Raw genomic sequence first — 24,343 nt, forward strand, 5'->3', positions numbered from 1 at the left:
CGGCCTCTGCGGGGTCCTGCGGGTGCGGGGGCGCGGCTGCCTCTGCGGGGTCCTGCGGGTGCGGGGGCGCGGCTGCCTCTGCGGGGTCCTGCGGGTGCGGGGGCGCGGCTGCCTCTGCGGGGTCCTGCGGGTGGTGCGGGGGCGCGGCTGCCTCTGCGGTGCCCTGCGGGTGCGGGGGCTCATCCGCCTCGGCTTCGCCATCGGCGGATCGGTTCCCACCCGCACCCGTGCGACTTTCGTCGTCGGGTGCGGGCGGCCCCTGTGGTGGGTCCTCGCCGTTGGCGGTGGTGGGTTGGTCGTCGGGTGCGGGTGGTCCCTGTGGTGGGTCCTCGCCGTTTGCGGTGGTGGGGTCGGCCGTGCGTGGCCCTTGTGGTGGGTTCTCGGCGCTGGCTGCCGCGGGTGGGGGTGGGTTTGGGGGGTCGGTCGGCTCTGTCGTTCCCTCGTTCCAGGGGGCGGGTGGGCTCATCCGGGCGTCTCCGTCTCGTCCGTCGCGGCCAGGGTGAAGGCGGTGAGGTCCGGGAGCGGGAAGGTCGTGCGCCCCGGCACGTCCGGTGTGGGTCTCCGTGCGGTCGCGCCCTCGTCCGGGATCAGTAGGTCCGCCACCTCCAGTACGTGTTGGCCCTCCATGGCCGGCAGGCAACTGCCCCGGGCCGGGCCGATGGCCGCTGCCCAGGCCGGGGGGATCGCCGAGACCCCCTGGGTCGCTCCGGCCAGTGCGCCCGCCACCGCTGCCGTCGTGTCCGCGTCCCGGCCCATGTTGACCGCCGTGAGGACCGCGTCGCGGAAGTCGCCGTCCGCTGCCGCGTAGGCGCCGAAGGCCAGGGCGACCGCCTCGGGGGCCAGGTCGGTCCAGGGGTAGCCGCCGATGACGACCGCCGAGCGGACCGCCCGTTCGCCGCGGTGGGCCACCGCCACCGCCCGGCGCAGCGAGCGGGCCGTCCAGGAGTCGTCCGGGACGACCGCCAGGGCGGAGGCCACGACGGCGAACGTCGGTGCGCCCGCCATCGCCGCGGCCACCCCCGCCGCGACCGCCTGGCCGCCGTAGATGCCCTCGCCGTCATGGCTCACCGAGCCGTCGATCGCCACCAGTCGGGCCGCCTCGGCGGGGCGGCCCGCGGCGAAGACGCCGAAGGGGGCCGCGCGCATGGCCAGGCCGTCGCTCCAGGCGTGCCGGTGCTGGGCCGAGATGGGGGCGGCGAGACCGCGACGGAGGTTCTCCAGCGTGCCGCGTTCGCTGAACCCCGCGCCCCGGAAGGGGCCTTCGTCGCGGTCCGCGATCCACTTGTGCCAGGCCACCTCCACGTGGGAGGGGGTGAGTGCCGAGCCGTGCCGGGCCAGCAGCAGTCCGGAGAAGATCGCGTACTCGGTGTCGTCCGTGCCGGCCGGCTTGTCCGTCACATAACCCGTGATGCGGCCCCAGCGGGCACGGATCTCCGACGGCTTCAGGTTCTCCGCCGGGGCCCCGAGGGCGTCGCCGACGGCCAGGCCCAGGAGCGCGCCGCGTGCCCGCTCGCGGAGGTCGGTGGCGTTCCCGGGCGACGGGACCGAGGGAGTGCAGGCGATCGATGCCATACGCGGCCTCTCCGGGAGCGGGGTTCGCACAGGGCGCGGACCCTTTGCCCATGTGTCCCACCGTCGGCGGTTGACCTGCGCCTGGGGCGGAGTCATGTCACCCGGTCGACATTTGTGCGGCACTGCTCACGAGTGAGCGCGGAGAGGTAAAGGTGCAGGTTAGCCGAGCCTTTCCTTGCTGGCGGGAAGGGAATTCGAGGCATAGGTTTGCTGTTGTCGAAGAGTAGAACTTGTCCAAAGTTAGCTTTGGCTTAGCTTCCCTGGGGGACCCCGCGATGGCGATCATCGAGACCGAGGCCGCACTGCACGTGGCGCACCGCGACAACCACACGCACCGGGATGTGAACGGCGGCTGGCTGCGGCCCGCGGTCTTCGGTGCGATGGACGGGCTGGTCTCCAACCTCGCGCTGATGACCGGCGTCGCGGGCGGGGCCGTGAGCCAGCAGACCATTGTCCTGACCGGGCTCGCGGGGCTCGCCGCCGGCGCCTTCTCCATGGCCGCCGGGGAGTACACCTCCGTCGCCTCGCAGCGTGAGCTCGTCGAGGCCGAGCTGGATGTGGAGCGGGCCGAGCTGAGGAAGCACCCGGCGGACGAGGAGGCCGAGCTCGCGGCGCTCTACGAGGCCCGGGGTGTCGAGCCGGAGCTGGCGCGGGAGGTGGCCCGGCAGTTGTCGAAGGACCCCGAGCAGGCCCTGGAGATACACGCCCGTGAGGAGCTCGGCATCGACCCCGGGGACCTGCCCTCGCCGCTCGTCGCCGCCGTGTCCTCCTTCGGTTCCTTCGCGCTGGGTGCCCTGCTGCCCGTACTGCCGTATCTGCTCGGTGCGACCGCACTGTGGCCGGCCCTGCTGCTCGCGTTCTTCGGGCTGTTCGCCTGCGGTGCGGTGGTGGCCAAGGTGACGGCGCGGACCTGGTGGTTCAGCGGGCTGCGGCAACTCGCCCTGGGTGCCGCGGCGGCCGGTGTGACGTACGCCCTGGGCATCGTGTTCGGAACGGCCGTAGGATAGGGCGGCTACAAGTTATGCGTTGGGCCGCATAAGTAGCCGTTACTCGCTGGTTTCGAATGCTTAACCACTGGGCATGAGCCGTAAGCGCTGTGGGCAATGAGGCCTGCCGCGCACCCGCGGGAAGGGCGACGCAGCCCTCCCCGACTTTCGGGCCGAGGGACATCGATCTGTCCCACTCGGTCCCATAGCTTCCACCGCAGGCGCGGTACCCGCACTGCAGCCGCGCGGTGTCCGCATGCTGGAACGGAATATCCCGGTTCCCGAGAACCGCTCCATCATGTAACCTGCACGAAATTTTGCACCCAGCAGAGGGCCAACGTCGTCCCTCGGCAATATGCGCCCCCAGAGCCTCAAGAGCCTGGGAGGTGCCCCCAGCCACTTGAGACGACGACGGGAGAGCCGATGCGTACGCCGCGCCAGCCGTCCCAGCATTCCGCGAATGGCCAGAACTGGTCCTTCATGGATGCTCGCCCTGCTGCGCAGGGTATGTACGACCCCCGCTTCGAGCGCGACGCGTGCGGCGTCGGCTTCGTTGCCACCCTCACCGGCGAGGCGTCCCACACTCTGGTCGAGCAGGCCCTGACGGTGCTGCGCAACCTCGAGCACCGCGGCGCCACCGGCTCCGAGCCCGACTCGGGCGACGGCGCCGGCATCCTCTCCCAGGTCCCCGACACCTTCTTCCGCGAGGTGGCCGGATTCGAGCTGCCCGCGGCCGGTGCCTACGCCGTCGGCATCGCCTTCCTGCCGGAGGACGGCACGGCCGAGGCCGTCTCGCAGATCGAGACGATCGCCGCCGACGAGGGCCTCACCGTCCTCGGCTGGCGCGAGGTGCCGGTCGCGCCCGAACTGCTCGGCGCCACCGCCCGTTCGACGATGCCCGCCTTCCGGCAGATCTTCGTCACCGACAACGCCTCGGAGGGCATCGCCCTCGACCGCAAGGCCTTCGTGCTGCGCAAGCGCGCCGAGCGGGAAGCCGATGTCTACTTCCCGTCGCTCTCCGCGCGCACCATCGTCTACAAGGGCATGCTGACCACCGGCCAGCTGGAGCCCTTCTTCCCGGACCTCTCCGACCGCCGCTTCGCGTCGGCCATCGCGCTGGTCCACTCGCGCTTCTCCACGAACACCTTCCCGTCGTGGCCGCTCGCGCACCCCTACCGCTTCGTCGCGCACAACGGTGAGATCAACACCGTCAAGGGCAACCGCAACTGGATGGTCGCCCGCGAGTCGCAGCTGGTCTCCGACCTCTTCGGCGACCGGGGTCTGGACCGCGTCTTCCCGATCTGCACGCCGGACGCCTCCGACTCCGCGTCCTTCGACGAGGTGCTCGAACTCCTGCACCTGGGCGGCCGTTCGCTGCCGCACTCCGTGCTGATGATGATCCCGGAGGCGTGGGAGAACCACGACTCCATGGACCCGGCCCGCCGCGCCTTCTACAACTTCCACTCCACGATGATGGAGCCCTGGGACGGCCCGGCCTGCGTCACCTTCACCGACGGCAAGCAGGTCGGCGCGGTCCTCGACCGCAACGGCCTTCGCCCCGGCCGCTACTGGGTCACCGACGACGGCCTGGTCGTCCTCGGCTCCGAGGTCGGCGTCCTCGACATCGACCCCTCCAAGGTCGTCCGCAAGGGCCGGCTGCAGCCCGGCAAGATGTTCCTCGTCGACACGGTCGAGCACCGCATCATCGAGGACGACGAGATCAAGGCGGCCCTCGCCGCCGAGCAGCCGTACGCCGAGTGGATCGAAGCCGGCGAGATCGAGCTGAGCGACCTGCCCGAGCGCGAGCACATCGTCCACACCCATGCCTCGGTCACCCGCCGCCAGCAGACCTTCGGTTACACCGAGGAGGAGCTGCGCGTCATCCTCGCGCCGATGGCCAAGGCCGGTGCCGAGCCGATCGGTTCGATGGGCACGGACAGCCCGATCGCCGCGCTCTCCGAGCGTCCGCGGCTCCTGTTCGACTACTTCACCCAGCTGTTCGCGCAGGTCACCAACCCGCCGCTGGACGCGATCCGCGAGGAGCTCGTGACCTCGCTGCGCAGCTCGCTGGGTCCGCAGGGCAACCTGCTCGACCCGACGGCCGCCTCGTGTCGCAGCGTCGTCCTGCCGTTCCCGGTGATCGACAACGACGAGCTGGCCAAGCTCATCCACATCAACGCCGACGGCGACATGCCCGGCTTCAAGGCCGCGACGCTCTCCGGCCTGTTCCGGGTCTCCGGCGGCGGCGACGCCCTCGCCGCGCGCATCGAGGAGATCTGCGCCGAGGCCGACGCGGCCATCGAGAACGGCGCCCGGCTGATCGTCCTGTCGGACCGCCACTCGGACGCCGAGCATGCGCCGATCCCCTCGCTGCTGCTCACCGCGGCCGTCCACCACCACCTCATCCGCACCAAGCAGCGTACCCAGGTGGGCCTGCTGGTCGAGGCCGGCGACGTCCGCGAGGTCCACCACGTCGCGCTGCTCATCGGCTTCGGCGCCGCGGCCGTCAACCCGTACCTGGCGATGGAGTCCGTCGAGGACCTGGTCCGCGCGGGCACCTTCCTCTCGGACATAGAGCCCGAGAAGGCCATCCGCAACCTGATCTACGCCCTCGGCAAGGGCGTGCTGAAGGTCATGTCCAAGATGGGCATCTCGACGGTTGCCTCCTACCGCGGCGCCCAGGTCTTCGAGGCCGTCGGTCTCGACGAGGCCTTCGTCGAGAAGTACTTCAACGGCACGGCCACCAAGATCGGCGGCGTCGGCATCGACGTCATCGCCAAGGAGGTCGCCGCCCGCCACGCGAAGGCGTACCCGGCGAGCGGCATCGCCCCCGCCCACCGTGCGCTGGAGATCGGCGGCGAGTACCAGTGGCGCCGCGAGGGTGAGCCGCACCTGTTCGACCCGGAGACGGTCTTCCGTCTCCAGCACTCCACGCGCACCGGCCGCTACGACGTCTTCAAGAAGTACACCCAGCGCGTCAACGAGCAGTCCGAGCGCCTGATGACGCTCCGCGGTCTGTTCGGCTTCAAGTCGGACCGCCCGTCGATCTCCATCGACGAGGTCGAGCCGGTCTCCGAGATCGTCAAGCGCTTCTCCACCGGCGCCATGTCCTACGGCTCCATCTCGCGTGAGGCGCACGAGACGCTCGCCATCGCCATGAACCAGCTGGGCGGCAAGTCCAACACCGGTGAGGGCGGCGAGGACCCGGACCGTCTCTACGACCCGGCCCGGCGCAGCGCCATCAAGCAGGTGGCCTCCGGCCGCTTCGGTGTGACCTCCGAGTACCTGGTCAACGCCGACGACATCCAGATCAAGATGGCCCAGGGCGCCAAGCCCGGCGAGGGCGGCCAGCTGCCCGGCCACAAGGTCTACCCGTGGGTCGCCAAGACGCGTCACTCGACGCCGGGCGTGGGCCTGATCTCCCCGCCGCCGCACCACGACATCTACTCCATCGAGGACCTCGCCCAGCTGATCCACGACCTGAAGAACGCGAACCCGCAGGCGCGGATTCACGTCAAGCTGGTCTCCGAGGTCGGCGTCGGCACGGTCGCCGCAGGTGTCTCCAAGGCGCACGCGGACGTCGTCCTCATCTCCGGCCACGACGGCGGTACGGGCGCCTCCCCGCTGACCTCGCTGAAGCACGCGGGCGGTCCCTGGGAGCTCGGCCTCGCCGAGACCCAGCAGACGCTGCTGCTCAACGGCCTGCGCGACCGTATCGTCGTGCAGACCGACGGCCAGCTGAAGACCGGCCGTGACGTCGTCATCGCCGCGCTGCTCGGCGCCGAGGAGTTCGGTTTCGCGACCGCGCCGCTCGTCGTCTCCGGCTGCGTCATGATGCGCGTCTGCCACCTGGACACCTGCCCGGTCGGCATCGCCACCCAGAACCCGACCCTCAGGGACCGGTTCTCCGGCAAGGCCGAGTACGTCGTCAACTTCTTCCAGTACATCGCCGAAGAGGTCCGCGAGATCCTCGCCGAGCTGGGCTTCCGCTCCATCGAGGAGGCCGTCGGCCACGCCGAGGCGCTCGACGTCACGCGTGCCGTCGACCACTGGAAGGCGCAGGGCCTGAACCTGGAGCCGCTGTTCCACGTTCCCTCGCTGCCCGAGGGCGCGGTGCGCCACCAGGTCATCGAGCAGGACCACGGCCTGGAGAAGGCGCTCGACAACGAGCTGATCAAGCTCGCCGCCGACGCCCTGGCCGCGGACTCCGCGACCGACGCCCAGCCGGTGCGCGCCCAGGTCGCGATCCGCAACATCAACCGCACGGTCGGCACCATGCTCGGCCACGAGGTGACGAAGAAGTTCGGTGGCGCGGGCCTGCCCGACGACACCATCGACATCACCTTCACCGGCTCCGCCGGCCAGTCCTTCGGCGCCTTCCTGCCGCGCGGTGTCACGCTGCGCCTGGAGGGCGACGCCAACGACTACGTCGGCAAGGGCCTCTCCGGCGGCCGTGTGATCGTCCGCCCGGACCGGGGCGCCGACCACCTCGCCGAGTACTCGACGATCGCGGGCAACACCATCGCCTACGGCGCGACCGGCGGCGAGCTGTTCCTGCGCGGCCGTACCGGCGAGCGGTTCTGCGTCCGCAACTCCGGTGCCACGGTCGTCTCCGAGGGCGTGGGCGACCACGGCTGCGAGTACATGACCGGCGGTCGCGCGGTGGTCCTCGGCGAGACGGGCCGCAACTTCGCGGCCGGTATGTCGGGCGGTATCGCCTACGTCATCGACCTGGACGTCGACAACGTCAACGTCGGCAACGTCAGCGCCGTCGAGGCCCTCGACGACACCGACAAGCAGTGGCTGCACGACGTGGTGCGCCGCCACCAGGAGGAGACCGGCTCCACGGTCGCCGAGAAGCTCCTGGCCGACTGGGACACCGCGGTCGAGCGCTTCAGCAAGATCATCCCCAGCACGTACAAGGCAGTGCTCGCCGCCAAGGACGCCGCCGAGCAGGCGGGACTCTCCGAGTCCGAGATCACCGAGAAGATGATGGAGGCGGCGATCAATGGCTGACCCGAAGGGCTTCCTGAACCACGGCCGTGAGGTCGCCAAGTCCCGCCCGGTCGACGAGCGTCTGAAGGACTGGAACGAGGTCTACGTTCCCGGTTCCCTGCTGCCGATCATCAGCAAGCAGGCCAGCCGGTGCATGGACTGCGGCATCCCCTTCTGCCACAACGGCTGTCCGCTCGGGAACCTCATCCCCGAGTGGAACGACTACGCCTACCGCGAGGACTGGTCGGCCGCGTCGGAGCGTCTGCACGCGACGAACAACTTCCCCGAGTTCACGGGCCGGCTGTGCCCCGCTCCGTGCGAGTCGGCGTGTGTGCTGGGCATCAACCAGCCGCCGGTGACCATCAAGAACGTCGAGGTCTCGATCATCGACAAGGCGTGGGAGACCGGGGATGTCGCCCCGCAGATCCCCGAGCGCCTCTCGGGCAAGACGGTCGCCGTCATCGGCTCGGGCCCCGCGGGCCTGGCCGCCGCCCAGCAGCTGACCCGGGCCGGCCACACGGTCGCCGTCTACGAGCGCGCGGACCGCATCGGAGGCCTCCTCCGGTACGGCATCCCCGAGTTCAAGATGGAGAAGCGGCACATCAACCGCCGTATCGAGCAGATGCGCGCGGAGGGCACCCGCTTCCGTACCGGGATCGAGATCGGCCGCGACCTCAAGGCGACCGACCTGAAGAAGCGCTACGACGCGATCGTCATCGCCGCCGGTGCGACGACCGCCCGTGACCTCCCGGTCCCCGGCCGCGAACTCAAGGGCATCTACCAGGCGATGGAGTACCTGCCCCTGTCGAACAAGGTCCAGGAGGGCGACTACGTCACCTCCCCGGTCTCGGCCGAGGGCAAGCACGTCGTGGTCATCGGCGGCGGCGACACCGGCGCGGACTGCGTGGGCACCGCCCACCGCCAGGGCGCGGCCTCCGTCACGCAGCTGGAGATCATGCCCCGCCCGAACGACGAGCGGAACAACGTCACCCAGCCGTGGCCGACCTTCCCGATGCTCTACAAGGTCACGTCCGCGCACGAGGAGGGCGGCGAGCGGGTCTACTCCGTCTCCACCACCCACTTCGAGGGCGACGAGGACGGCAACGTCCAGTGGCTGCATCTGACCGAGGTGGAGTTCATCGACGGCAAGCTGACCCCGAAGCCGGGCACGGAGCGCAAGATCCCCGCTCAGCTGGTCACCCTGGCGATGGGCTTCACGGGCACCGACCGGGAGAACGGCCTGGTCGAGCAGTTCGGCCTGGAGCTCGACGAGCGCGGCAACATCGCCCGCGACGCCGACTTCCAGACCAACGTCCCCGGCGTGTTCGTCGCCGGTGACGCGGGCCGCGGCCAGTCCCTCATCGTGTGGGCGATCGCGGAGGGCCGCTCGGCCGCCCGCGGCACCGACCGCTTCCTGACGGGCGCCAGCGACCTGCCGGCCCCGATCCGCCCGACGGACCGGGCCCTGATGGCCTGACGGCCCCTCACATACGTCCCGTACAAAGGCGTACGGAACACCGCAACGGCGCTTGCCCTGTCCCCGACCGGACGACGGCAGGCGCCGTCGCATGTCTGCGGTCGGCCGCCGTCGGGGTGGGCTACGGCACCTTGTACGTCTCCCCGTACACCTTCCACGTCAGCGGCGTCTTCAGGGCCAGGTTCCCGTCGTACAGGAACTGCCGCTGGGCCGTGTCGACGCGGGTGGTGTCGAGGTCCGGACGCTCGGTCCGCATGGCCTCGACGCGGATGTCGAGGAAGACGTCCAGATAGTTCTTCTCGGAGCCGCCCTGTGAGGGGAGGTCCGCCTCGTCCATGGCGCGTTCGCGCAGGCCGTAGAAGCTGTTCGGGCCGGTGCCGGGGCCGTGCTGGACCATGGCGTCGTAGTAGACGAACTGGCCGAGTGTGCCGAGGCCGTCGAGCTTGGCGAGGCGGACGGCCGGGTCGAAGTAGACGCGGTCGCGCTCCTCGTCCTGAGCCTTCCGGAAGGCGGGCAGCTCCGCCTCGGCCTTCCAGGCGGCGGTGAAGCCCGGGTCCAGGCCCTCGTGGGAGTCCGTGCCGTCGACCTCGCGCAGGGCGGGGAGGTAGTCGGCGAGGCCGTTGTCGGGACGGTCCTCGGTGTAGCGCTCGACGAGCGCGAGCAGGTCGTGGGTACCCGTGCAGAAGCCGACGGTGCCGGCGGTGTAGCCCTGGCCGTCGTCGATGTCCTCGATGTAGCCGTAGGCACTGCGCCAGTTCAGCGTCGAGTTCTCGGCGCTGGCCACGAGCACCTGGGCCAGTTCCTTCTTGGCGGGGGCGGCGAGGCCGGCCGGCAGGTCGGCGATCACCTCCTCGTCCTGCGCGCTCTCGTGCTCGGCCCGGCTCTTGGCGCTCTGGCGGGCCTTCTGCGCGGCGGTGGTCGGCGTCCTTCTCCCGCTCCCGCCGGAGGAGTCGGCGGGCGAGAGGACATACACCACGGTGACGACCGCGGGGAGGGCCGCGAACAGGAGGAAACCGGCACGTCGGGGGCCTGGGGGCCGTCCCCCAGAAAAACGCAGCATAGCGAGAGGGTACGGCCGGTGGTTGCCGGGTGATTCCCGGTCAGGCCGCCAGTTCAGTGACCTTCGCGACCGTAAGGATCACGAGCAGCGCCATCAGGGCGACGCAGGCGCCCGCCTGGACGAGGTTGCGGCGGCCGTCACGCGGCGCATACGCGTACGCCAGTGTCACCACGCCGCCGGCCAGCAGGCCGCCGAGATGGCCCTGCCAGGACGTGGCGAAGGCGGAGATCACCAGCCACAGCAGCAGGCCGCCCATGAACTGGTTCACGGACCTCATGTCGGCGCCCAGTCGCCGGGCCATGACGTAGTACGCGGCACCGAGCCCGAAGATCGCGCCCGAGGCGCCGACCGCGGCCTGGTCGGGGTCGATCAGCAGGACCAGGACGGAGCCGCCCAGCGCCGACAGGACATACAGGGCGAGGTAGCGGATCCGGCCGAGCTGGGACTCGACCACCCGGCCGATGTTCCACAGCGCCACCATGTTCATCACGATGTGCGCGATCCCGAACGTCCCCCCGGTGGGCGGCAGATGTAGGAAGGCCCCGGTGAGCAGGCGGTACCACTCACCGCCGACCACCCCTTCGAGGTGGTAGTCGGCGGGGTGGATGGCCACCCACCCGTAGTGGCCGCCGTCCGGCCCGACCAGCCCCCGGCCCAGCATCTCGAAGCGGTCCACGACCGACGGACGCACCAACTCGCCCAGGTATGCGAGCACATTCAGCCCGATCAGGACGTACGTCACCATCGGCGCCGAGGTGATCCGACCGCCGAACGCGGTACGCGCCTGCCGTATCGACCGCGCGCCCTCCTTCACGCACTCCACGCACTGGTGGCCGACGGCCGCCTCGCGCATGCAGTCCGGGCAGATGTACCGGTCGCAGCGGGTGCAGCGGACGTGGGACTCCACCTTGGGATGGCGGTAGCAGGTGGTGACGGTGGACTCGGATTCCACAGCCGGCTCCTCGGAGGGGGTGGGACGGGCGGCGAGCCGGTGGGGACGGCGGCGAACAAAATAGCGAACGACTGTGGCTGGTGGGAGGGGCGGGGTAGGCGTGACGTAACCTCGGCACGGACGAAGGGGGAGCATGGCCGCGATCAGTCTGCGCAAGATCGAGGAGACCGCGCCCGCGCTGGTCAGCCTGTACAAGAGCGCCGGGGTGTCGCTCCAGAAGCACGGGCTGGACGGGCTGCGGGCTGCGGTGTACCTCGTCGTCGACTACTCCGGCTCGATGAAGCCGTACTACAAGGACGGCAGTGTGCAGGCGCTCGCCGACCGGGTGCTGGGGCTGTCCGCACATCTCGACGACGACGGGCGCGTGCCGGTGGTCTTCTTCTCGACGGACGTGGACGCCGAGACCGACATCGCCCTCGCCGGCCACGAGGGCCGGATCGAGAAGATCGTGTCCGGGCTCGGGCACATGGGCAAGACCAGCTACCACCTGGCGATGGACGCGGTCATCGACCACTACCTCGACAGCGGCTCGACCGCCCCGGCCCTGGTCGTCTTCCAGACCGACGGCGGTCCGATCAACAAGCTCGCCGCGGAACGCTATCTCTGGAAGGCGGCCCGCCTCCCGCTGTTCTGGCAGTTCGTGGGCTTCGGGGACCCGGGCAGCAAGCAGTTCGACTTCCTGCGCAAGCTGGACGATCTCGCGGTGCCCCAGAAGCGGGTCGTCGACAACGCCGGCTTCTTCCACGCCGGGTCGGACCCGGCGCGGGTGACCGACGCAGAGCTGTACGACCGGCTGGTCGGCGAGTTCCCCACGTGGCTGGCCGCCGCACGGACCCAGGGGATCGTGCGGCCCGCCTGAGAGCCCGGGACCGGCGTGCATCACTCGTACGGTGCTCTCACCGTTGGCTTACCCGGGACGCCGTGCCACCCTGAGGATGATCCGACGGGGAGGCGACGAACGTATGGACGGCGCACGATCGGGGAACGAAACGGCCGGCTCCAGGCGCAGGGAGCCGACGGGCACGGGCGAGAAGCTGGCGGACTGGGCCGACGGGCGGCTGGGTCTGTACGGGCTGGCCAAGGCCAATATGCGCAAGGTCTTCCCGGACCACTGGTCCTTCATGCTGGGGGAGATCTGCCTCTACAGCTTTCTCATCCTGATCCTCACCGGCATCTATCTCACCCTGTTCTTCGAGCCGAGCGGCGTCGAGGTGATCTACCACGGCTCGTACGTCCCGCTCAACGGCGTCTCGATGACCCGGGCCTACGAGTCCACGCTCGACATCAGCTTCGATGTGCGCGGCGGGCTGCTGATCCGGCAGATCCACCACTGGGCGGCGCTGGTCTTCGTCACCGGCATGCTCGTGCACATGATGCGGGTGTTCTTCACCGGCGCGTTCCGCAAGCCGCGCGAGCTCAACTGGCTGTTCGGCTGGACCCTGCTCTTCCTCGGCATCATCACCGGCCTGACCGGCTACTCGCTCCCCGACGACCTGCTGTCCGGCACCGGCATCCGCTTCGCGGACGGCGCGATCCTATCCGTCCCGATCGTCGGGACGTACCTGTCCTTCTTCCTGTTCGGCGGCGAGTTCCCGGGGCACGACATCATCTCGCGGCTCTTCCCGGTCCATGTGCTGCTGCTGCCGGGGATCATGCTGGGGCTGGTGGTCGCCCATCTGATCCTGGTCTTCTACCACAAGCACACCCAGTACCCGGGGCCCGGCCGGGACCAGAAGACGGTCGTCGGCATGCCCTTCCTGCCGGTCTACATGGCCAAGGCGGGCGGTTTCTTCTTCCTCGTCTTCGGCGTGCTGGCGTTCATGGGCGGCATCGCCAGCATCAACCCCGTGTGGGCCTTCGGACCCTACCGCCCGGACCTGGTGACCACAGGTGCCCAGCCCGACTGGTATCTCGGCTTCTCCGAGGGCCTGATCCGGGTGATGCCGGGATGGGAGCTCAACTTCTGGGGCCACACCCTGGAGCTCGGCGTCTTCATCCCCTTCACGCTGTTCCCGCTGCTGCTGCTCGCCCTCGGTCTGTATCCCTTCCTGGAGGCTTGGATCACCGGTGACAAACGCGAGCACCACATCCTGGACCGGCCGCGCAACATGCCGGTCCGCACCGGCCTGGGCGCGGCCTGGCTGGCCCTGTACGTGGTGCTGCTGATCGGCGGCGGCAACGACATCGTCGCCACCCATCTGCATCTGTCCATCAACTCGATCACCTGGTTCGTACGGGTCTCCTTCTTCGTGGCGCCGGTCGTCGCGTTCCTCGTCACCAAACGGATCTGCATGGGCCTGCAGCGCAAGGACCGGGACAAGGTGCTGCACGGCAGGGAGAGCGGCACCATCAAACGGCTGCCGCACGGCGAGTTCGTCGAGGTCCACGAGCCCCTCGCGCAGGACCAGCTGTTCACCCTCACCCAGCACGAGCAGAACCCGCCCTACGAGATCGGCCCGCTCGTCGACGCGTACGGCGTACGGCGGCCGGTCAGGCCGGGGCAGCGGGTGCGCGCCCGGCTGGCCCGGGTGATGTTCGGCTCGGAGTCGCACATCCCGAAGCCGACGGTGGAGGAGTACCGGGAACTCACCAGCGGCGATCACCACCACTGAGGACCAGGGCCCGGCACTCCTCGGGCCGGCCCCATGCGGTGCGCAGGGCGCGGGCCTTCGTCAGCCACAGGGACAGGTCGTACTCCGCGGTGTAGCCGGTCGCGCCGTGCAGCTGCAGCGCCGTACGGGCGGTGGCGTACGCCGCCTCGGACGCCGTGACCTTGGCGGCGGCCACGTCGGCGGGGGTCATGGTGAGCGCGGCACCGAACACCAGGGGGCGGGCGAACTCCAAAGCGATCTTCGCGTCGGCCAGTCGATGTTTGACGGCCTGGAAGGAGCCTATGGGGACGCCGAACTGGGTGCGTTGGCGGACGTAGGCGACGGTTCGGTCCAGGAGGGACAGTCCGACGCCGAGGCACTGTGCGGCAGCGGCGAGGCGACCCCAGGTCAGGGCATGGGTGACGGCCTCGGAGACCTGAGGACCGGCGGCGAGCAGTTCCCCGCCGGGCGCCGGCGCGCACGGGCGGCGGGCGGGGTCGAGAGAGGGGCGCGGCCGGCCGGGCGGGGGAGCGAGACGCAGCTCGGCGCTTCCTGGCGCCACGGTCAGCCATACGTCCGCGATGTCCGCGTCCAGCGCATACGGTCCCGTAGCGAGCGTCGCCACCGACTCCCCGGAGGCCAGCGCGGGCAGCAGGCGTTTCGCCGGGCCCGTGTCGTCCAGCGCGGCGAGCAGGGCGGCCGCCGCGACCGTCTCCACCACCGGTCCCGGCACCGCATGCCGCCCCAACTCGACGAACGCGACGGCGAGTTCGACGGGGCGGGGCCCCAGGCCGCCGTACTCCTCGGGGACGGCGAGGGCGAAGACGCCCGCGTCCGCGAGACGGGACCACAGCGCAAGGCCGCTTGCGTGCTCGCCGCGGCTCCAGTCCCGTACGACGGAAGGCGTGTCGGCGGCCGCAAGCATGGCATTGAGGGAGGCGGCGAAGGCCCGCTGCTCGGCGTCGAGGAGGAAATGCATCAGTGCCGTCCCTTCAGAGCGCTGCGGTTCGGAAGCGCCCCCAAGTGGCGCGGGACTGTGTTGAACATGCGGCTACCGCCGCGCGGGCGCGACCAGCCACGACGGCGCCGCAGACGAAAACCGACCCATCCCGGCCCACCCGGCGGAGCCACTAGCGGCGCCCCTTCGGCAGGCCGAGCAGCCGCTCGGCGATGATGTCGCGCTGGATCTCGTTCGTGCCCGCGTAGATCGGGCCGGCGAGGGAGAAGACATAGCCCTCGGCCCACTCCGAGTCCGCCGCCTCGCCCTGTTCGCCGAGCAGATCGAGGGCCGTCTCGTGCAGCGCGATGTCGTACTCGGACCAGAAGACCTTGTTCAGGCTGGACTCCGGTCCGATGGAGGCGCCCTCCAGGAAGCGGGAGGCGGCGGCGAAGGTGAAGAGGCGGTAGGCACGGGCGCCGATCAGGGCGTCCGCCACCCGGGCCTGGGCGGCGGGCGGGCAGCCCTGTTGCTGCCAGAGGCGGTGCAGCCGTTCCGCCGCTGCCAGGAAACGGCCGGGGGAGCGGAGTATCAGGCCCCGTTCGTTGCCCGCCGTCGACATCGCGATCCGCCAGCCCTCGCCGGGCGCGCCGATCACGTCCTCGTCCGGCACGAACACCTCGTCCAGGAACAGCTCGGCGAACGCCGGCTTCCCGTCGAGGCGGCCGATCGGCCGGACGGTGACACCGGGCGCACGCAGGTCGAACATCAGGTAGGTCAGGCCCTGGTGAGGCTTCGGGACCTTCGGGTCGCTGCGGAACAGGCCGAAGGCACGGTCCGCGAAGGCGGCCCGCGACGACCACGTCTTGTGCCCGCTCAGCAGCCAGCCGCCGTCCGTGCGCATCGCCTTCGACCGCAGGGACGCCAGGTCCGAGCCCGCCTCCGGCTCGGACCAGGCTTGCGCCCACACCACCTCGCCCGTGGCCATGGGCGGCAGCACGCGCGCTCTCTGCTCCTCGGTGCCGTGGTCGAAGAGGGTCGGGGCGAGCAGACTGATCCCGTTCTGACCGACCCGGCCCGGGGCCCCCGCCGCCCAGTACTCCTCCTCGAAGATCAGCCAGCGGACCAGGCCTGAGTCCCTTCCGCCGTACTCCGTCGGCCAGTTGACGACCGACCAGCGGTCCGCGGCCAACTCGGCCTCCCACGCGCGGTGGGCCGCGAAGCCCTCCGCGGTCTCCAGGGACGGCAGGGGCGCACGCGGCACCCGGTCCGCGAGCCAGGCCCGGGCCTCGGCGCGGAAGGCCTCCTCTTCCTGTGTGAAGGCGAGATCCATCGACTGCCATCCTTCCCTAACAAGTGTTTGGTAGGTTAGCGTGGGGCTATGACAGTCGTCGAGAGCCCCGTGTACGAGCCGGGGCACGGGCTGCTGAAGGGACGCACCGCCGTCATCACCGCGGCGGCCGGAGCGGGCATCGGCGGCGCCACCGCGCGGCGCTTCCTGGAGGAGGGCGCGCGCGTGCTGATCGGCGACGCGCATGTGCGGCGCCTCAAGGAGTACGAGGCCGAGCTCGCCGGCGAGTTCGGGACCGCGTCGGTCGCCGCCCTGCCGTGCGACGTCACCGACGAAAGCCAGGTGCGGGCGCTGTTCGAGACCGCCGTGCGGGAGCACGGACGGCTGGACGTCGTGGTCAACAACGCCGGTCTGGGCGGCACGGCGGACCTCGTCGCCATGAGCGACGAGCAGTGGACCCGCGTCCTCGACGTGACGCTGAACGGCACGTTCCGGTGCACAAGGGCGGCCCTGCGGCTGATGCGGGCGGACGGACGCGGCGGCGTGATCGTGAACAACGCCTCCGTGGTCGGCTGGCGCGCCCAGGCCGGCCAGGCCCACTACGCCGCGGCGAAGGCGGGCGTGATGGCGCTGACCCGGTGCGCGGCGATGGAGGCCGCCGAGTACGGGGTGCGGGTCAACGCCGTCTCGCCGAGCCTGGCCATGCATCCTCACCTGGTGAAGGTGACGACGCCGGAACTGCTGGAGGAACTGACCGCACGCGAGGCCTTCGGGCGGTACGCGCAACCCTGGGAGGTGGCCAACGTGATCGTGTTCCTGGCGTCCGGCTACTCCTCGTACCTGACCGGAGAAGTCGTCTCCGTCAGCAGCCAGCACGCCTGAGGACCGGAGCGGACGACAATGGACCCGTGCCGACCAAGAAGAAGCCCCAGGTGACCGCCGCACCCGCCCGGCGGCGCGAACTCCTCGAGACCGCCGCCGAGGTCTTCGCCGAGCAGGGCTACAACGCCACCACCGTACGCAAGATCGCCGACCACGCGGGCATGCTCGCGGGCAGCCTCTACTACCACTTCGACTCCAAGGAATCGATGCTGGAGGAGATCCTGCGCACCTTCCTCGACGAACTCTGGGGCGGCTACGACACCGTCCTGGACGCCGAGCTGGGACCGCGGGAGACCCTGGAGGCCCTGGTCACCGAGTCGTTCCGGGAGATCGACCGGCACCGCGCCGCCGTCGCGATCTACCAGAAGGAGAGCAAGCAGCTGCTCGCGCAGGAGCGGTTCGCGTTCCTCGCCGAGTCGCAGCGCAAGTTCGAGAAGGCGTGGCTGGCCACGCTGGAGCGCGGCGTGGCCGACGAGGTCTTCCGGGCCGACCTGGACGTCCGGCTCACCTACCGGTTCGTGCGCGACACCGTGTGGGTGGCCGCGTCCTGGTACCGGCCCGGCGGACAGCACAGCCCGGAGGAGATCGCCCGGCAGTACCTGTCGATGGTGCTGGACGGGATCGCCGTACGCACCTAACCCATGGGGAAGGCTGGGGAGTTGCCATGGCCGAGGCCTATGTCGTCGAAGCGGTCCGTACGCCCGTGGGGCGGCGCGGGGGCGGGCTGAGCGGGGCCCATCCCGCCGACCTCGGCGCCCATGTGCTGAAGGAGCTGATGGCCCGCTCGGGGGTGGATCCGGCCGCCGTCGAGGACGTCGTGTTCGGCTGTCTGGACGCGGTGGGGCCGCAGGCCGGGGACATCGCACGGACCTGCTGGCTGGCGGCCGGACTGCCCGAGGAGGTACCGGGCGTGACCATCGACCGGCAGTGCGGCTCCTCGCAGCAGGCCGTGCACTTCGCGGCGCAGGCCGTGCTCTCGGGCACACAGGACCTGGTGGTCGCCGGCGGCGTGCAGAACATGTCGCAGATCCCCATCGCCTTCGCGACCCGCCAGGCCGCCGAGCCCCTGGGGTTCACCGCGGGCCCCTTCGCGGGCAGCGAGGGCTGGCGCGCACGGTACGGGGACCAGCCGGTGAACCAGTTCGTCGGCGCCGAGATGATCGCCGCCAAGTGGGGGATCAGCCGCCAGGACCAGGAGGAGTTCGCGCTCAGGTCCCATCAGCGGGCGCTGCGCGCCATCGACGAGGGCCGCTTCGACCGTGAGACCGTCGCCTACGGCCCGGTCGCCGTCGACGAGGGCCCGCGCCGGGACACCTCCCTGGAGAAGATGGCCGGGCTCAGGCCGGTCCTCGACGGCGGCACCATCACCGCCGCCTGCTCCTCCCAGGTCTCCGACGGGGCGGCGGCGATGCTGCTTGCCTCCGAACGGGCGGTACGCGAGCACGGACTGACGCCACGCGCACGCGTGCACCATCTCTCCGTGCGTGGCGAGGACCCGATCCGCATGCTCTCCGCCCCGATACCGGCCACCGCCCACGCCCTGAAGAAGACGGGCCTGACCATCGACGCCATCGACCTGGTCGAGATCAACGAGGCCTTCGCGCCGGTCGTCCTGGCCTGGCTGAAGGAGACCGGCGCCGACCCGGACAAGGTCAACGTCAACGGTGGCGCCATCGCCCTCGGCCACCCCCTCGGCGCGACCGGCGTCAAGCTCATGACCACCATGCTGCACGAACTGGAGCGCACCGGCGGCCGGTTCGGACTGCAGACGATGTGCGAGGGCGGCGGCCAGGCCAACGTGACGATCATCGAACGGATCTGAGAGACCCCAGCGACTCGAGGATCCTCTCCGCCTCCTTCATGATCGCCTCCACCAGCTCCGCAGACGAGGGCAGGTCCTCGATCACCCCGGCGACCTGCCCGGACGCCATCACCCCGAGGTCCGTACGGCCGTCCACCATGGCCGACTTGAGCAGCATCGGGGTGTTGGCGGCGAGCAGCACCTGACTCCAGGACAGCTCCTTGCCGTGCTTGAGGGCGAGCCCGTCGCGCAGCAGCTGGCGCCGGCTCAGCCCCGACAGCTTCCGGAACCCGGCCGCCCGGCGCAAGGCGTGCAGCAGGGTTCTCGCCCGGCCGGATCTCTCCAGCGCGGCCACCAGGTCCGTGCGCAGCATCCGGTGCGGCAGCCCGTCCACGGCCGTGGTCACCGTGACGTCCCTGACCGTCGCCGCCAGGTACCTGGCTTTCACCGCGTCCGGCACCGTCGAGTCGGAGGTGAGCAGGAACCGTGTGCCCATCGCGATCCCGGCCGCCCCGTACGCCAGCGCAGCGACCAGCCCCCGACCGTCGAAGAATCCGCCCGCCGCCACCACCGGTATCCGCACCGCGTCCACGACCTGCGGCAGCAGCACCGTCGTCGCGACCTCGCCGGTGTGCCCGCCGCCCTCGCCGCCCTGCACGATCACGGCGTCCGCACCCCACGCCGCGACCTTCTCGGCATGCCGGCGGGCCCCTATGGAGGGGATGACGACCACGCCCGCCTCCTTCAGCTCCGCGATCAGCTCGGCGGAGGGCGCGAGGGCGAAGGAGGCCACCCGCACGCCCTCCTCGATCAGGATCCGCACCCGGTCGCCCGCATCCGAGGCGTCGGCCCGCAGATTGACCCCGAACGGCGCGTCCGTACGGGACTTGACCTCCCGTATCGCCTCCCGCAGCCGGTCGGCGGTCATGGTCGCGGAGCCCAGGATGCCCAGCGCGCCCGCGTTCGCCGCAGCGGAGACCAGACGCGGGCCCGCCACCCACCCCATGCCCGTCTGCACGATCGGATGCCGGATGCCGACCAGCCGCGTGAGAGCTGTCTCCATCACGAACCGACCTCCCTGGCACGGCTGCCGCCCGGATCGATCACCTCACGGATCAGCCGCAGCTCCTCGGCGGTCGGCTCACGCGTCGGTGGCACCTCGTCCGGGACGGCCAGATCGAAGCCCGTCGCCTCCCTGACCTGCTCCACCGTGACACCGCGGTGCAGGGAAGCAAGCCGCATCGAGTGGTCGGGGGTGGCGAAGTCGAAGACACCCAGATCGGAGACGACACACGGGATGCGGTGGTAGCGGGCACCGGCCGCCCGGTCGTATCCGACCCCGCAGACCATGTCGACCTTCTCGACGAACACGCGCCGCGAATGTCTCGGCACCCAGTAACTCGTCGGATTGTTCAGGGTGTTGACCGGTGCGCCGCGCACCCCGAGCAGCTGCCGCGCGGGCCGTTTCCAGTCACCGATACAGGAGATGTTCTGGTTGCCGAACCGGTCGATCTGGCTCGCACCCATCATCACGTGCCGGCGGCCACCGGAGACCAGGGCGAGATGCTGCCGGTAGGGCAGCCAGCCCTCCGGCGTCCCGTCCGGGCGGACCAGCGTCGCCTCGCCGTCGGTCAGCAGCAGGTCCGGGGAGAAGGTGAGCCGGGCGAGACGGGCACCGATGGAGGGGATCAGGCCCATGGGGCTGGCGAGCACCTCACCGTTGCCCCGCCAGGCCTCGGCGCAGGCGATCACGCAGTACTCGGCGCGGCTGACCTCGCTCATGTCGCCTCCCTGACCGCCGACTGGTAGGCCTGTTCGTCCCCGGCGAGGAACCGGGCGGCGAACTCCGGCCACGGCGTGGACGCGTACTGCTTCTGGAAGGCCTCGTCCCGCCCGTAGTCGGGCGCGCAGGAGGTGAAGTGGGCGCCGTTCGGGGCCTCGACCACCCCGGTCACCGTATGGCGCCTGACGAGCAGGGTCTGCGGTACGGCCTCCCTCGTCAACTCGGCCGTGTCGACGATCCGTTCGCACGACAGGTACGCCGCGTCCGCCGCCTCGCAGAACAGGTCGTCGAAGTACGGGTCGGGGCCCAGATACTGCCCGTTGCCCAGGCGGTCGGCGCGGCCCAGGTGCACCAGGGCCGCATCCATCCGCAGGGCGGGCATCGCCACGAACGTCTCCCCGTCCTCGTAGGGCGAAGTCACCGTCCGCAGCCCGGGGTTGACCCGCATCACGTCCGATCCGATCCCGGCCCGCACCGGCAGGAACGGCAGCCGGTTCGCCGCCGCGTGCAGCCCCCACATGAACATCGCCTCGTCGATCTCCATCAGCTCGAAGGCACCGCCCTCGCGGGCCGCGCGGTAGTGCGGTTCAAGCGGGATGGAGTCGAGGGTGACGAAGGGCGCCACCAGTTTCCGGATCCGCCCGGCGGCCGCGAGCATGCCGACGTCCGGGCCGCCGTAGGAGATGACGGTCAGGTCACCGATGCCGGACCGCAGCAGCGCCCTGACCAGGGCCATCGGTTTGCGCCGTGCACCCCAGCCGCCGATGCCCAGTGTCATGCCGCTGTGCAGACGGGAGACGACCTGCTCGGCGGTCATCGTCTTGTCGCTCACGCCTGTGCCCCCTCCCTCTCATCCCTCTCGGCCTTGTCCTTCTTCTCCTTGCCGAAGGTGCCGCGGACCCGGTCGCCCACCCCGACCGCGTTCGCCTCGTAGGTGAAGCCCTGCTCGAAGCGGTAGCTGCGGCGCACGTCGACCGGATCGATGCCGTTGATGGCGGCCTTGGCCAGCCGCAGCAGCTCACCGTCCTTGGCGGCTATCTCGCCCGCCAACTCCAGTGCCGCGGCCCGCAGTTCCTCCCGCGGCACCACCCGCCACACCGAGCCGTGCGCGTGCAGTTCGGCGGCGGTCACGGTGCGGGAGGTGTAGTACAGCGCGCGCATCAGGTGCTGGGGGACCAGCCGGGACAGGTGCGTGGCCGCCCCCAGGGCGCCGCGGTCCAGCTCGGGCAGCCCGAAGGTGGCGTCCTCGCTCGCCACGATCACGTCCGCGTTCCCCACCAGCCCGATCCCGCCGCCCAGGCAGAAGCCCTGCACCGCCGCCACTACCGGCACCGCGCACTCGTACACCGCCGCGAACGCCTCGAAGCAGCCGCGGTTGGCGCCGGCCAGCGCGCTCGGCCCCCGTGTCTGTATCTCCTTGATGTCCACGCCCGCGTTGAACCCCCGCCCCTGCGCGGCCAGCACCACGCACCGGACCTGCGGGTCGCGGCCCGCCGCGCGCACCGCGTCGGCCAGGGCGAACCAGCCGTCCACCGGCAACGCGTTCACCGGCGGGAAGTCGACGGTCACGACGGCGATGCCACTTTTTTCGGGCTCCTTTTCCGGGGACGAGGTGGAGACACCCATGGCCACATCAGCTACCTTTCCAACCAACGCTTTTTCCACCAAACATTTGTTAGGTGCGAGGCTTCGAAGCTAGCAGCCCTCGGATCGGAGCGGGAGGCCTGTGGATACTGTGCTTTTCCGGGGGGCGACCCCCGGACCCCCAGCAGAAGAAGCAGGTCGCAAGCGGTGGCCGCCGCGGACATCGCGAGGCCGACATGACTGAACCGCGCCGGCCGCAGCTGAGCGGCCGGACCGTCGTCGTCACCGGCGGCACCCGCGGGGTCGGAGCCGGGATCGCGCAGGCCTTCGCCGAGGCGGGTGCGCGGGTCGTGGCCTGTGCGCGCAGGCCGCCCGAAGCCCCGGTCGAGGGCGTCGAGTTCGCGCACCTCGACCTGCGCGACCCGCCCGCCGTACGGTCCTTCTTCGCCGGACTTCCCCGGTTGGACGTCCTGGTCAACAACGCGGGCGGCGGGCCCTACCGGCTGCTGGCCGACGCGGAAGCCGAGCGGCACGCGCGCGTGCTGGAGCTGAACCTCCTCGCGCCGCTGACGGCCTCCCTCGCCGCATACGAACACCTCAGGCGGGTGCAGGGCGCCGTCGTGATGATCGGCAGCGTCAGCGGGAGCCGCCCCTCGCCCGGTTCTGCCGCGTACGGGGCGGCCAAGGCGGGCCTGGAGAGCCTCGCCCGCTCGATGGCCGTCGAGTGGGCGCCCGAGGTGCGCGTCAACACCCTCGTCGTCGGCATGGTCCGCACCGAGTTGGCCCACCTCCACTACGGCGGCGAGGACGGCGTCGAGGCGGTCTCCCGCACGGTGCCGCTCGGCCGTCTCGCCACGCCCGCCGACGTGGGCGCGGCCGCCGTTTTCCTGGCCTCGGACGCGGCGGCCTACATCAGCGGGGCGAGCCTGCTGGTGCACGGGGGAGGGGAGCGGCCGGCGTTCCTGGATGCGGCAACTGCCAACAAGGAGACGTGAGATGAGCGGAATCTGCGACGGGCGGGTCGTGATCGTCACCGGAGCCGGCCGGGGCCTCGGGCGAGCGCACGCGCGCGCGTACGCGGCGGAGGGCGCCCGGCTGGTCGTCAACGACCTGGGGGTGGGCCTGGATGGGACGCCGGGCCCCGACAGCCCGGCCGGCCGGGTGGTGGACGAGATCCGCGCGGCGGGCGGCGAGGCCATCGCCCATGGCGGCGACGTCGCCACCACCGAAGGGGCGGCCTCCCTCATCGCGACGGCCCTGGAGGCGTACGGCCGGCTCGACACCCTCGTCAACAACGCGGGCTTCCTGCGCGACCGGATGCTCGTCAACCTCGCCGAGGACGACTGGGACGCCGTCCTGCGCGTCCACCTCAAGGGCCACTTCCTGCCACTGAAGCACGCCGCCGCGCACTGGCGGGCCGAGGCCAAGGCGGGCCGTATGCCGGTGGCCCGGATCGTCAACACCAGCAGCGGCGCCGGGCTGCTGGGGTCGGTCGGGCAGGGCAACTACAGCGCCGCGAAGGCCGGCATCGTCGGCTTGACGCTGGTCGCCGCGGCCGAACTGCGCCGGTACGGCATCCAGGTCAACGCCGTCGCGCCCGCTGCCCGCACCCGGATGACGGAACGCACCTTCGCCGACACGATGACAGCGCCCGCCGACGGCTTCGACGCGATGGCCCCGGAAAACGTCTCCCCGCTCGTCGTCTGGCTCGGTTCCGCCGCAAGCGCCGGGGTGAGCGGGCGCGTCTTCGAGGCGGAGGGCGGCCGGATCACGGTCATGGAGGGCTGGCGGCCGGGTCCGAGCGCCGACAAGGGGGCGCGCTGGAGCCCCGGCGAGGCGGGCGAGACGGCGCTGAAGCTGCTGGCCGAGGCGGCGGAGCCGGGCGCGGTGTACGGGGCCTGAGCGCGCTCAGCCGGTGAGCCGGGCGGCGGCCTTGCGCTGCTCCTCCGTCATCACTTCCAGGAAGCGGATCACGGTGTCCAGCTCGTCCGTGCTGAACTGCTCGCACGCCGCGGCGATGTCGCGCGCCCACTCCTCGAAGAACGCGAAGAGATGGGCGATCTTCTCCCGGTTCAGCTCGACGAGCACCCGCCGCTTGTCCGTCGGATGCTTGACCCGGCGTACGAACTCCTTGGCCTCGAGGCGGTCGACCAGGCCGGTGACGGATGCGGGGGCCAGGCCGGTGTGCTCGGCGAGCTCCTTCGCGGTGAGCGGGCCGTGCCGCTCCAGGAGGTCGAGGGCCTTCTCCTCGCTCGGGATCAGACCCTGCCTGGCGGACACCGCGGAGTGGAACATCACGGTGGCCCCGCTGTTCTCGCGGCCCGCGGCGAACAGTCGCAGCAGTGTCTCGGCCCGCCGCTTGTCGTCCGTGGGGACGGCCGCCTCGAGGTTCGGCGCCGGCCGTTCGGATCCCGTCTCACTGCCGCTCATGG

At 70.9% G+C, this 24,343-nt stretch carries 20 protein-coding genes; 10 read left to right on the plus strand and 10 right to left on the minus strand.

All coding sequences use genetic code 11. The annotated features are described in order from the left end of the window. Nucleotides 1-462: 462 nt before the first annotated feature. Complete coding sequence (locus ACIBW9_RS05630) at nucleotides 463-1,572, minus strand: ADP-ribosylglycohydrolase family protein (protein ID WP_398951475.1); 1,110 nt, start codon at nucleotides 1,570-1,572, stop codon at nucleotides 463-465. 275 nt (nucleotides 1,573-1,847) lie between these two features. Here ACIBW9_RS05630 and ACIBW9_RS05635 point away from each other — a divergent pair, with 275 nt between their 5' ends. From ACIBW9_RS05635 to ACIBW9_RS05645, 3 genes are all read left to right on the plus strand, one after another. Further along, nucleotides 1,848-2,579: a VIT1/CCC1 transporter family protein gene (locus tag ACIBW9_RS05635; RefSeq protein ID WP_398951477.1), complete on the plus strand. Its 732-nt coding sequence runs from the start codon at nucleotides 1,848-1,850 to the stop codon at nucleotides 2,577-2,579. Between the two features lie 402 nt (nucleotides 2,580-2,981). Beyond that, a complete protein-coding gene (gene gltB / locus ACIBW9_RS05640) occupies nucleotides 2,982-7,574 on the plus strand; it encodes a glutamate synthase large subunit (RefSeq protein ID WP_398951479.1) in 4,593 nt (1,530 codons plus the stop codon). Next, complete coding sequence (locus ACIBW9_RS05645) at nucleotides 7,567-9,030, plus strand: glutamate synthase subunit beta (RefSeq protein WP_398951481.1); 1,464 nt, start codon at nucleotides 7,567-7,569, stop codon at nucleotides 9,028-9,030. The genes gltB and ACIBW9_RS05645 overlap by 8 nt, the downstream gene beginning before the upstream one ends. Nucleotides 9,031-9,151: 121 nt before the next feature. Here the strand turns inward: ACIBW9_RS05645 and ACIBW9_RS05650 are convergent, their stop codons facing one another. After that, nucleotides 9,152-10,090: a chitosanase gene (locus ACIBW9_RS05650; protein ID WP_398951483.1), complete on the minus strand. Its 939-nt coding sequence runs from the start codon at nucleotides 10,088-10,090 to the stop codon at nucleotides 9,152-9,154. A gap of 40 nt (nucleotides 10,091-10,130) precedes the next feature. Beyond that, nucleotides 10,131-11,042, minus strand: a complete 912-nt coding sequence (locus tag ACIBW9_RS05655) for a rhomboid family intramembrane serine protease (protein ID WP_398951485.1) — start codon at nucleotides 11,040-11,042, stop codon at nucleotides 10,131-10,133. 133 nt (nucleotides 11,043-11,175) lie between these two features. Between ACIBW9_RS05655 and ACIBW9_RS05660 the strand changes: the two genes are divergently transcribed. Then, a complete protein-coding gene (locus ACIBW9_RS05660) occupies nucleotides 11,176-11,901 on the plus strand; it encodes a vWA domain-containing protein (RefSeq protein ID WP_398951487.1) in 726 nt (241 codons plus the stop codon). A 103-nt stretch (nucleotides 11,902-12,004) separates the two neighbouring features. After that, nucleotides 12,005-13,654, plus strand: coding sequence for a cytochrome bc complex cytochrome b subunit (locus ACIBW9_RS05665; RefSeq protein WP_398951490.1), 1,650 nt, complete (start codon nucleotides 12,005-12,007; stop codon nucleotides 13,652-13,654). Here the strand turns inward: ACIBW9_RS05665 and ACIBW9_RS05670 are convergent. Beyond that, entirely contained in the window at nucleotides 13,629-14,612 is a 984-nt protein-coding gene (locus tag ACIBW9_RS05670) for an acyl-CoA dehydrogenase family protein (RefSeq protein ID WP_398951492.1), read from the minus strand. The two genes, ACIBW9_RS05665 and ACIBW9_RS05670, sit on opposite strands and share 26 nt — an antisense overlap. Nucleotides 14,613-14,763: 151 nt before the next feature. Continuing rightward, nucleotides 14,764-15,903, minus strand: a complete 1,140-nt coding sequence (locus ACIBW9_RS05675) for an acyl-CoA dehydrogenase family protein (protein ID WP_398951494.1) — start codon at nucleotides 15,901-15,903, stop codon at nucleotides 14,764-14,766. 48 nt (nucleotides 15,904-15,951) lie between these two features. Here ACIBW9_RS05675 and ACIBW9_RS05680 point away from each other — a divergent pair, with 48 nt between their 5' ends. From ACIBW9_RS05680 to ACIBW9_RS05690, 3 genes are read left to right on the plus strand one after another with little or no spacing between them, the layout of a single operon-like run. Further along, nucleotides 15,952-16,743: an SDR family oxidoreductase gene (locus ACIBW9_RS05680; RefSeq protein WP_398951496.1), complete on the plus strand. Its 792-nt coding sequence runs from the start codon at nucleotides 15,952-15,954 to the stop codon at nucleotides 16,741-16,743. Nucleotides 16,744-16,769: 26 nt separating this feature from the next. Then, nucleotides 16,770-17,381, plus strand: coding sequence for a TetR/AcrR family transcriptional regulator (locus ACIBW9_RS05685; protein ID WP_398951498.1), 612 nt, complete (start codon nucleotides 16,770-16,772; stop codon nucleotides 17,379-17,381). Nucleotides 17,382-17,407: 26 nt separating this feature from the next. Further along, nucleotides 17,408-18,565 carry an acetyl-CoA C-acetyltransferase gene (locus tag ACIBW9_RS05690; RefSeq protein WP_398951500.1) on the plus strand — a complete coding sequence of 386 codons (1,158 nt, stop codon included), beginning with the start codon at nucleotides 17,408-17,410 and terminating at the stop codon, nucleotides 18,563-18,565. Here ACIBW9_RS05690 and ACIBW9_RS05695 read toward each other — a convergent pair. The 4 genes from ACIBW9_RS05695 to ACIBW9_RS05710 are packed head-to-tail and all read right to left on the minus strand — an operon-like array spanning nucleotide 18,549 to nucleotide 21,953. Next, the gene (locus tag ACIBW9_RS05695) at nucleotides 18,549-19,607 is read right to left on the minus strand and encodes an NAD(P)H-dependent flavin oxidoreductase (protein ID WP_398951502.1); all 1,059 of its coding nucleotides are present in this window, start codon (nucleotides 19,605-19,607) and stop codon (nucleotides 18,549-18,551) included. The two genes, ACIBW9_RS05690 and ACIBW9_RS05695, sit on opposite strands and share 17 nt — an antisense overlap. Then, a complete protein-coding gene (locus ACIBW9_RS05700; protein ID WP_398951504.1) occupies nucleotides 19,607-20,326 on the minus strand; it encodes a CoA-transferase subunit beta in 720 nt (239 codons plus the stop codon). The genes ACIBW9_RS05695 and ACIBW9_RS05700 overlap by 1 nt, the downstream gene beginning before the upstream one ends. Beyond that, nucleotides 20,323-21,159, minus strand: a complete 837-nt coding sequence (locus ACIBW9_RS05705) for a CoA transferase subunit A (RefSeq protein WP_398951506.1) — start codon at nucleotides 21,157-21,159, stop codon at nucleotides 20,323-20,325. The genes ACIBW9_RS05700 and ACIBW9_RS05705 overlap by 4 nt, the downstream gene beginning before the upstream one ends. Further along, the gene (locus ACIBW9_RS05710; RefSeq protein WP_398951508.1) at nucleotides 21,156-21,953 is read right to left on the minus strand and encodes an enoyl-CoA hydratase family protein; all 798 of its coding nucleotides are present in this window, start codon (nucleotides 21,951-21,953) and stop codon (nucleotides 21,156-21,158) included. Before ACIBW9_RS05710 ends, ACIBW9_RS05705 begins: the two co-directional genes overlap by 4 nt. Before the next feature lie 194 nt (nucleotides 21,954-22,147). Here ACIBW9_RS05710 and ACIBW9_RS05715 point away from each other — a divergent pair, with 194 nt between their 5' ends. After that, nucleotides 22,148-22,906 (plus strand): SDR family oxidoreductase, encoded by a 759-nt coding sequence (locus ACIBW9_RS05715; protein WP_398951510.1) that lies wholly within the window; start codon nucleotides 22,148-22,150, stop codon nucleotides 22,904-22,906. A 1-nt stretch (nucleotide 22,907) separates the two neighbouring features. Beyond that, entirely contained in the window at nucleotides 22,908-23,813 is a 906-nt protein-coding gene (locus ACIBW9_RS05720; protein ID WP_398951512.1) for an SDR family oxidoreductase, read from the plus strand. A 6-nt stretch (nucleotides 23,814-23,819) separates the two neighbouring features. Here ACIBW9_RS05720 and ACIBW9_RS05725 read toward each other — a convergent pair whose 3' ends face one another. Beyond that, nucleotides 23,820-24,341: a MarR family winged helix-turn-helix transcriptional regulator gene (locus ACIBW9_RS05725; RefSeq protein ID WP_398951514.1), complete on the minus strand. Its 522-nt coding sequence runs from the start codon at nucleotides 24,339-24,341 to the stop codon at nucleotides 23,820-23,822. Nucleotides 24,342-24,343: the final 2 nt, after the last annotated feature.

The sequence above is a fragment of the Streptomyces sp. NPDC049541 genome (assembly GCF_044465725.1).
Lineage (GTDB): Bacteria > Actinomycetota > Actinomycetes > Streptomycetales > Streptomycetaceae > Streptomyces.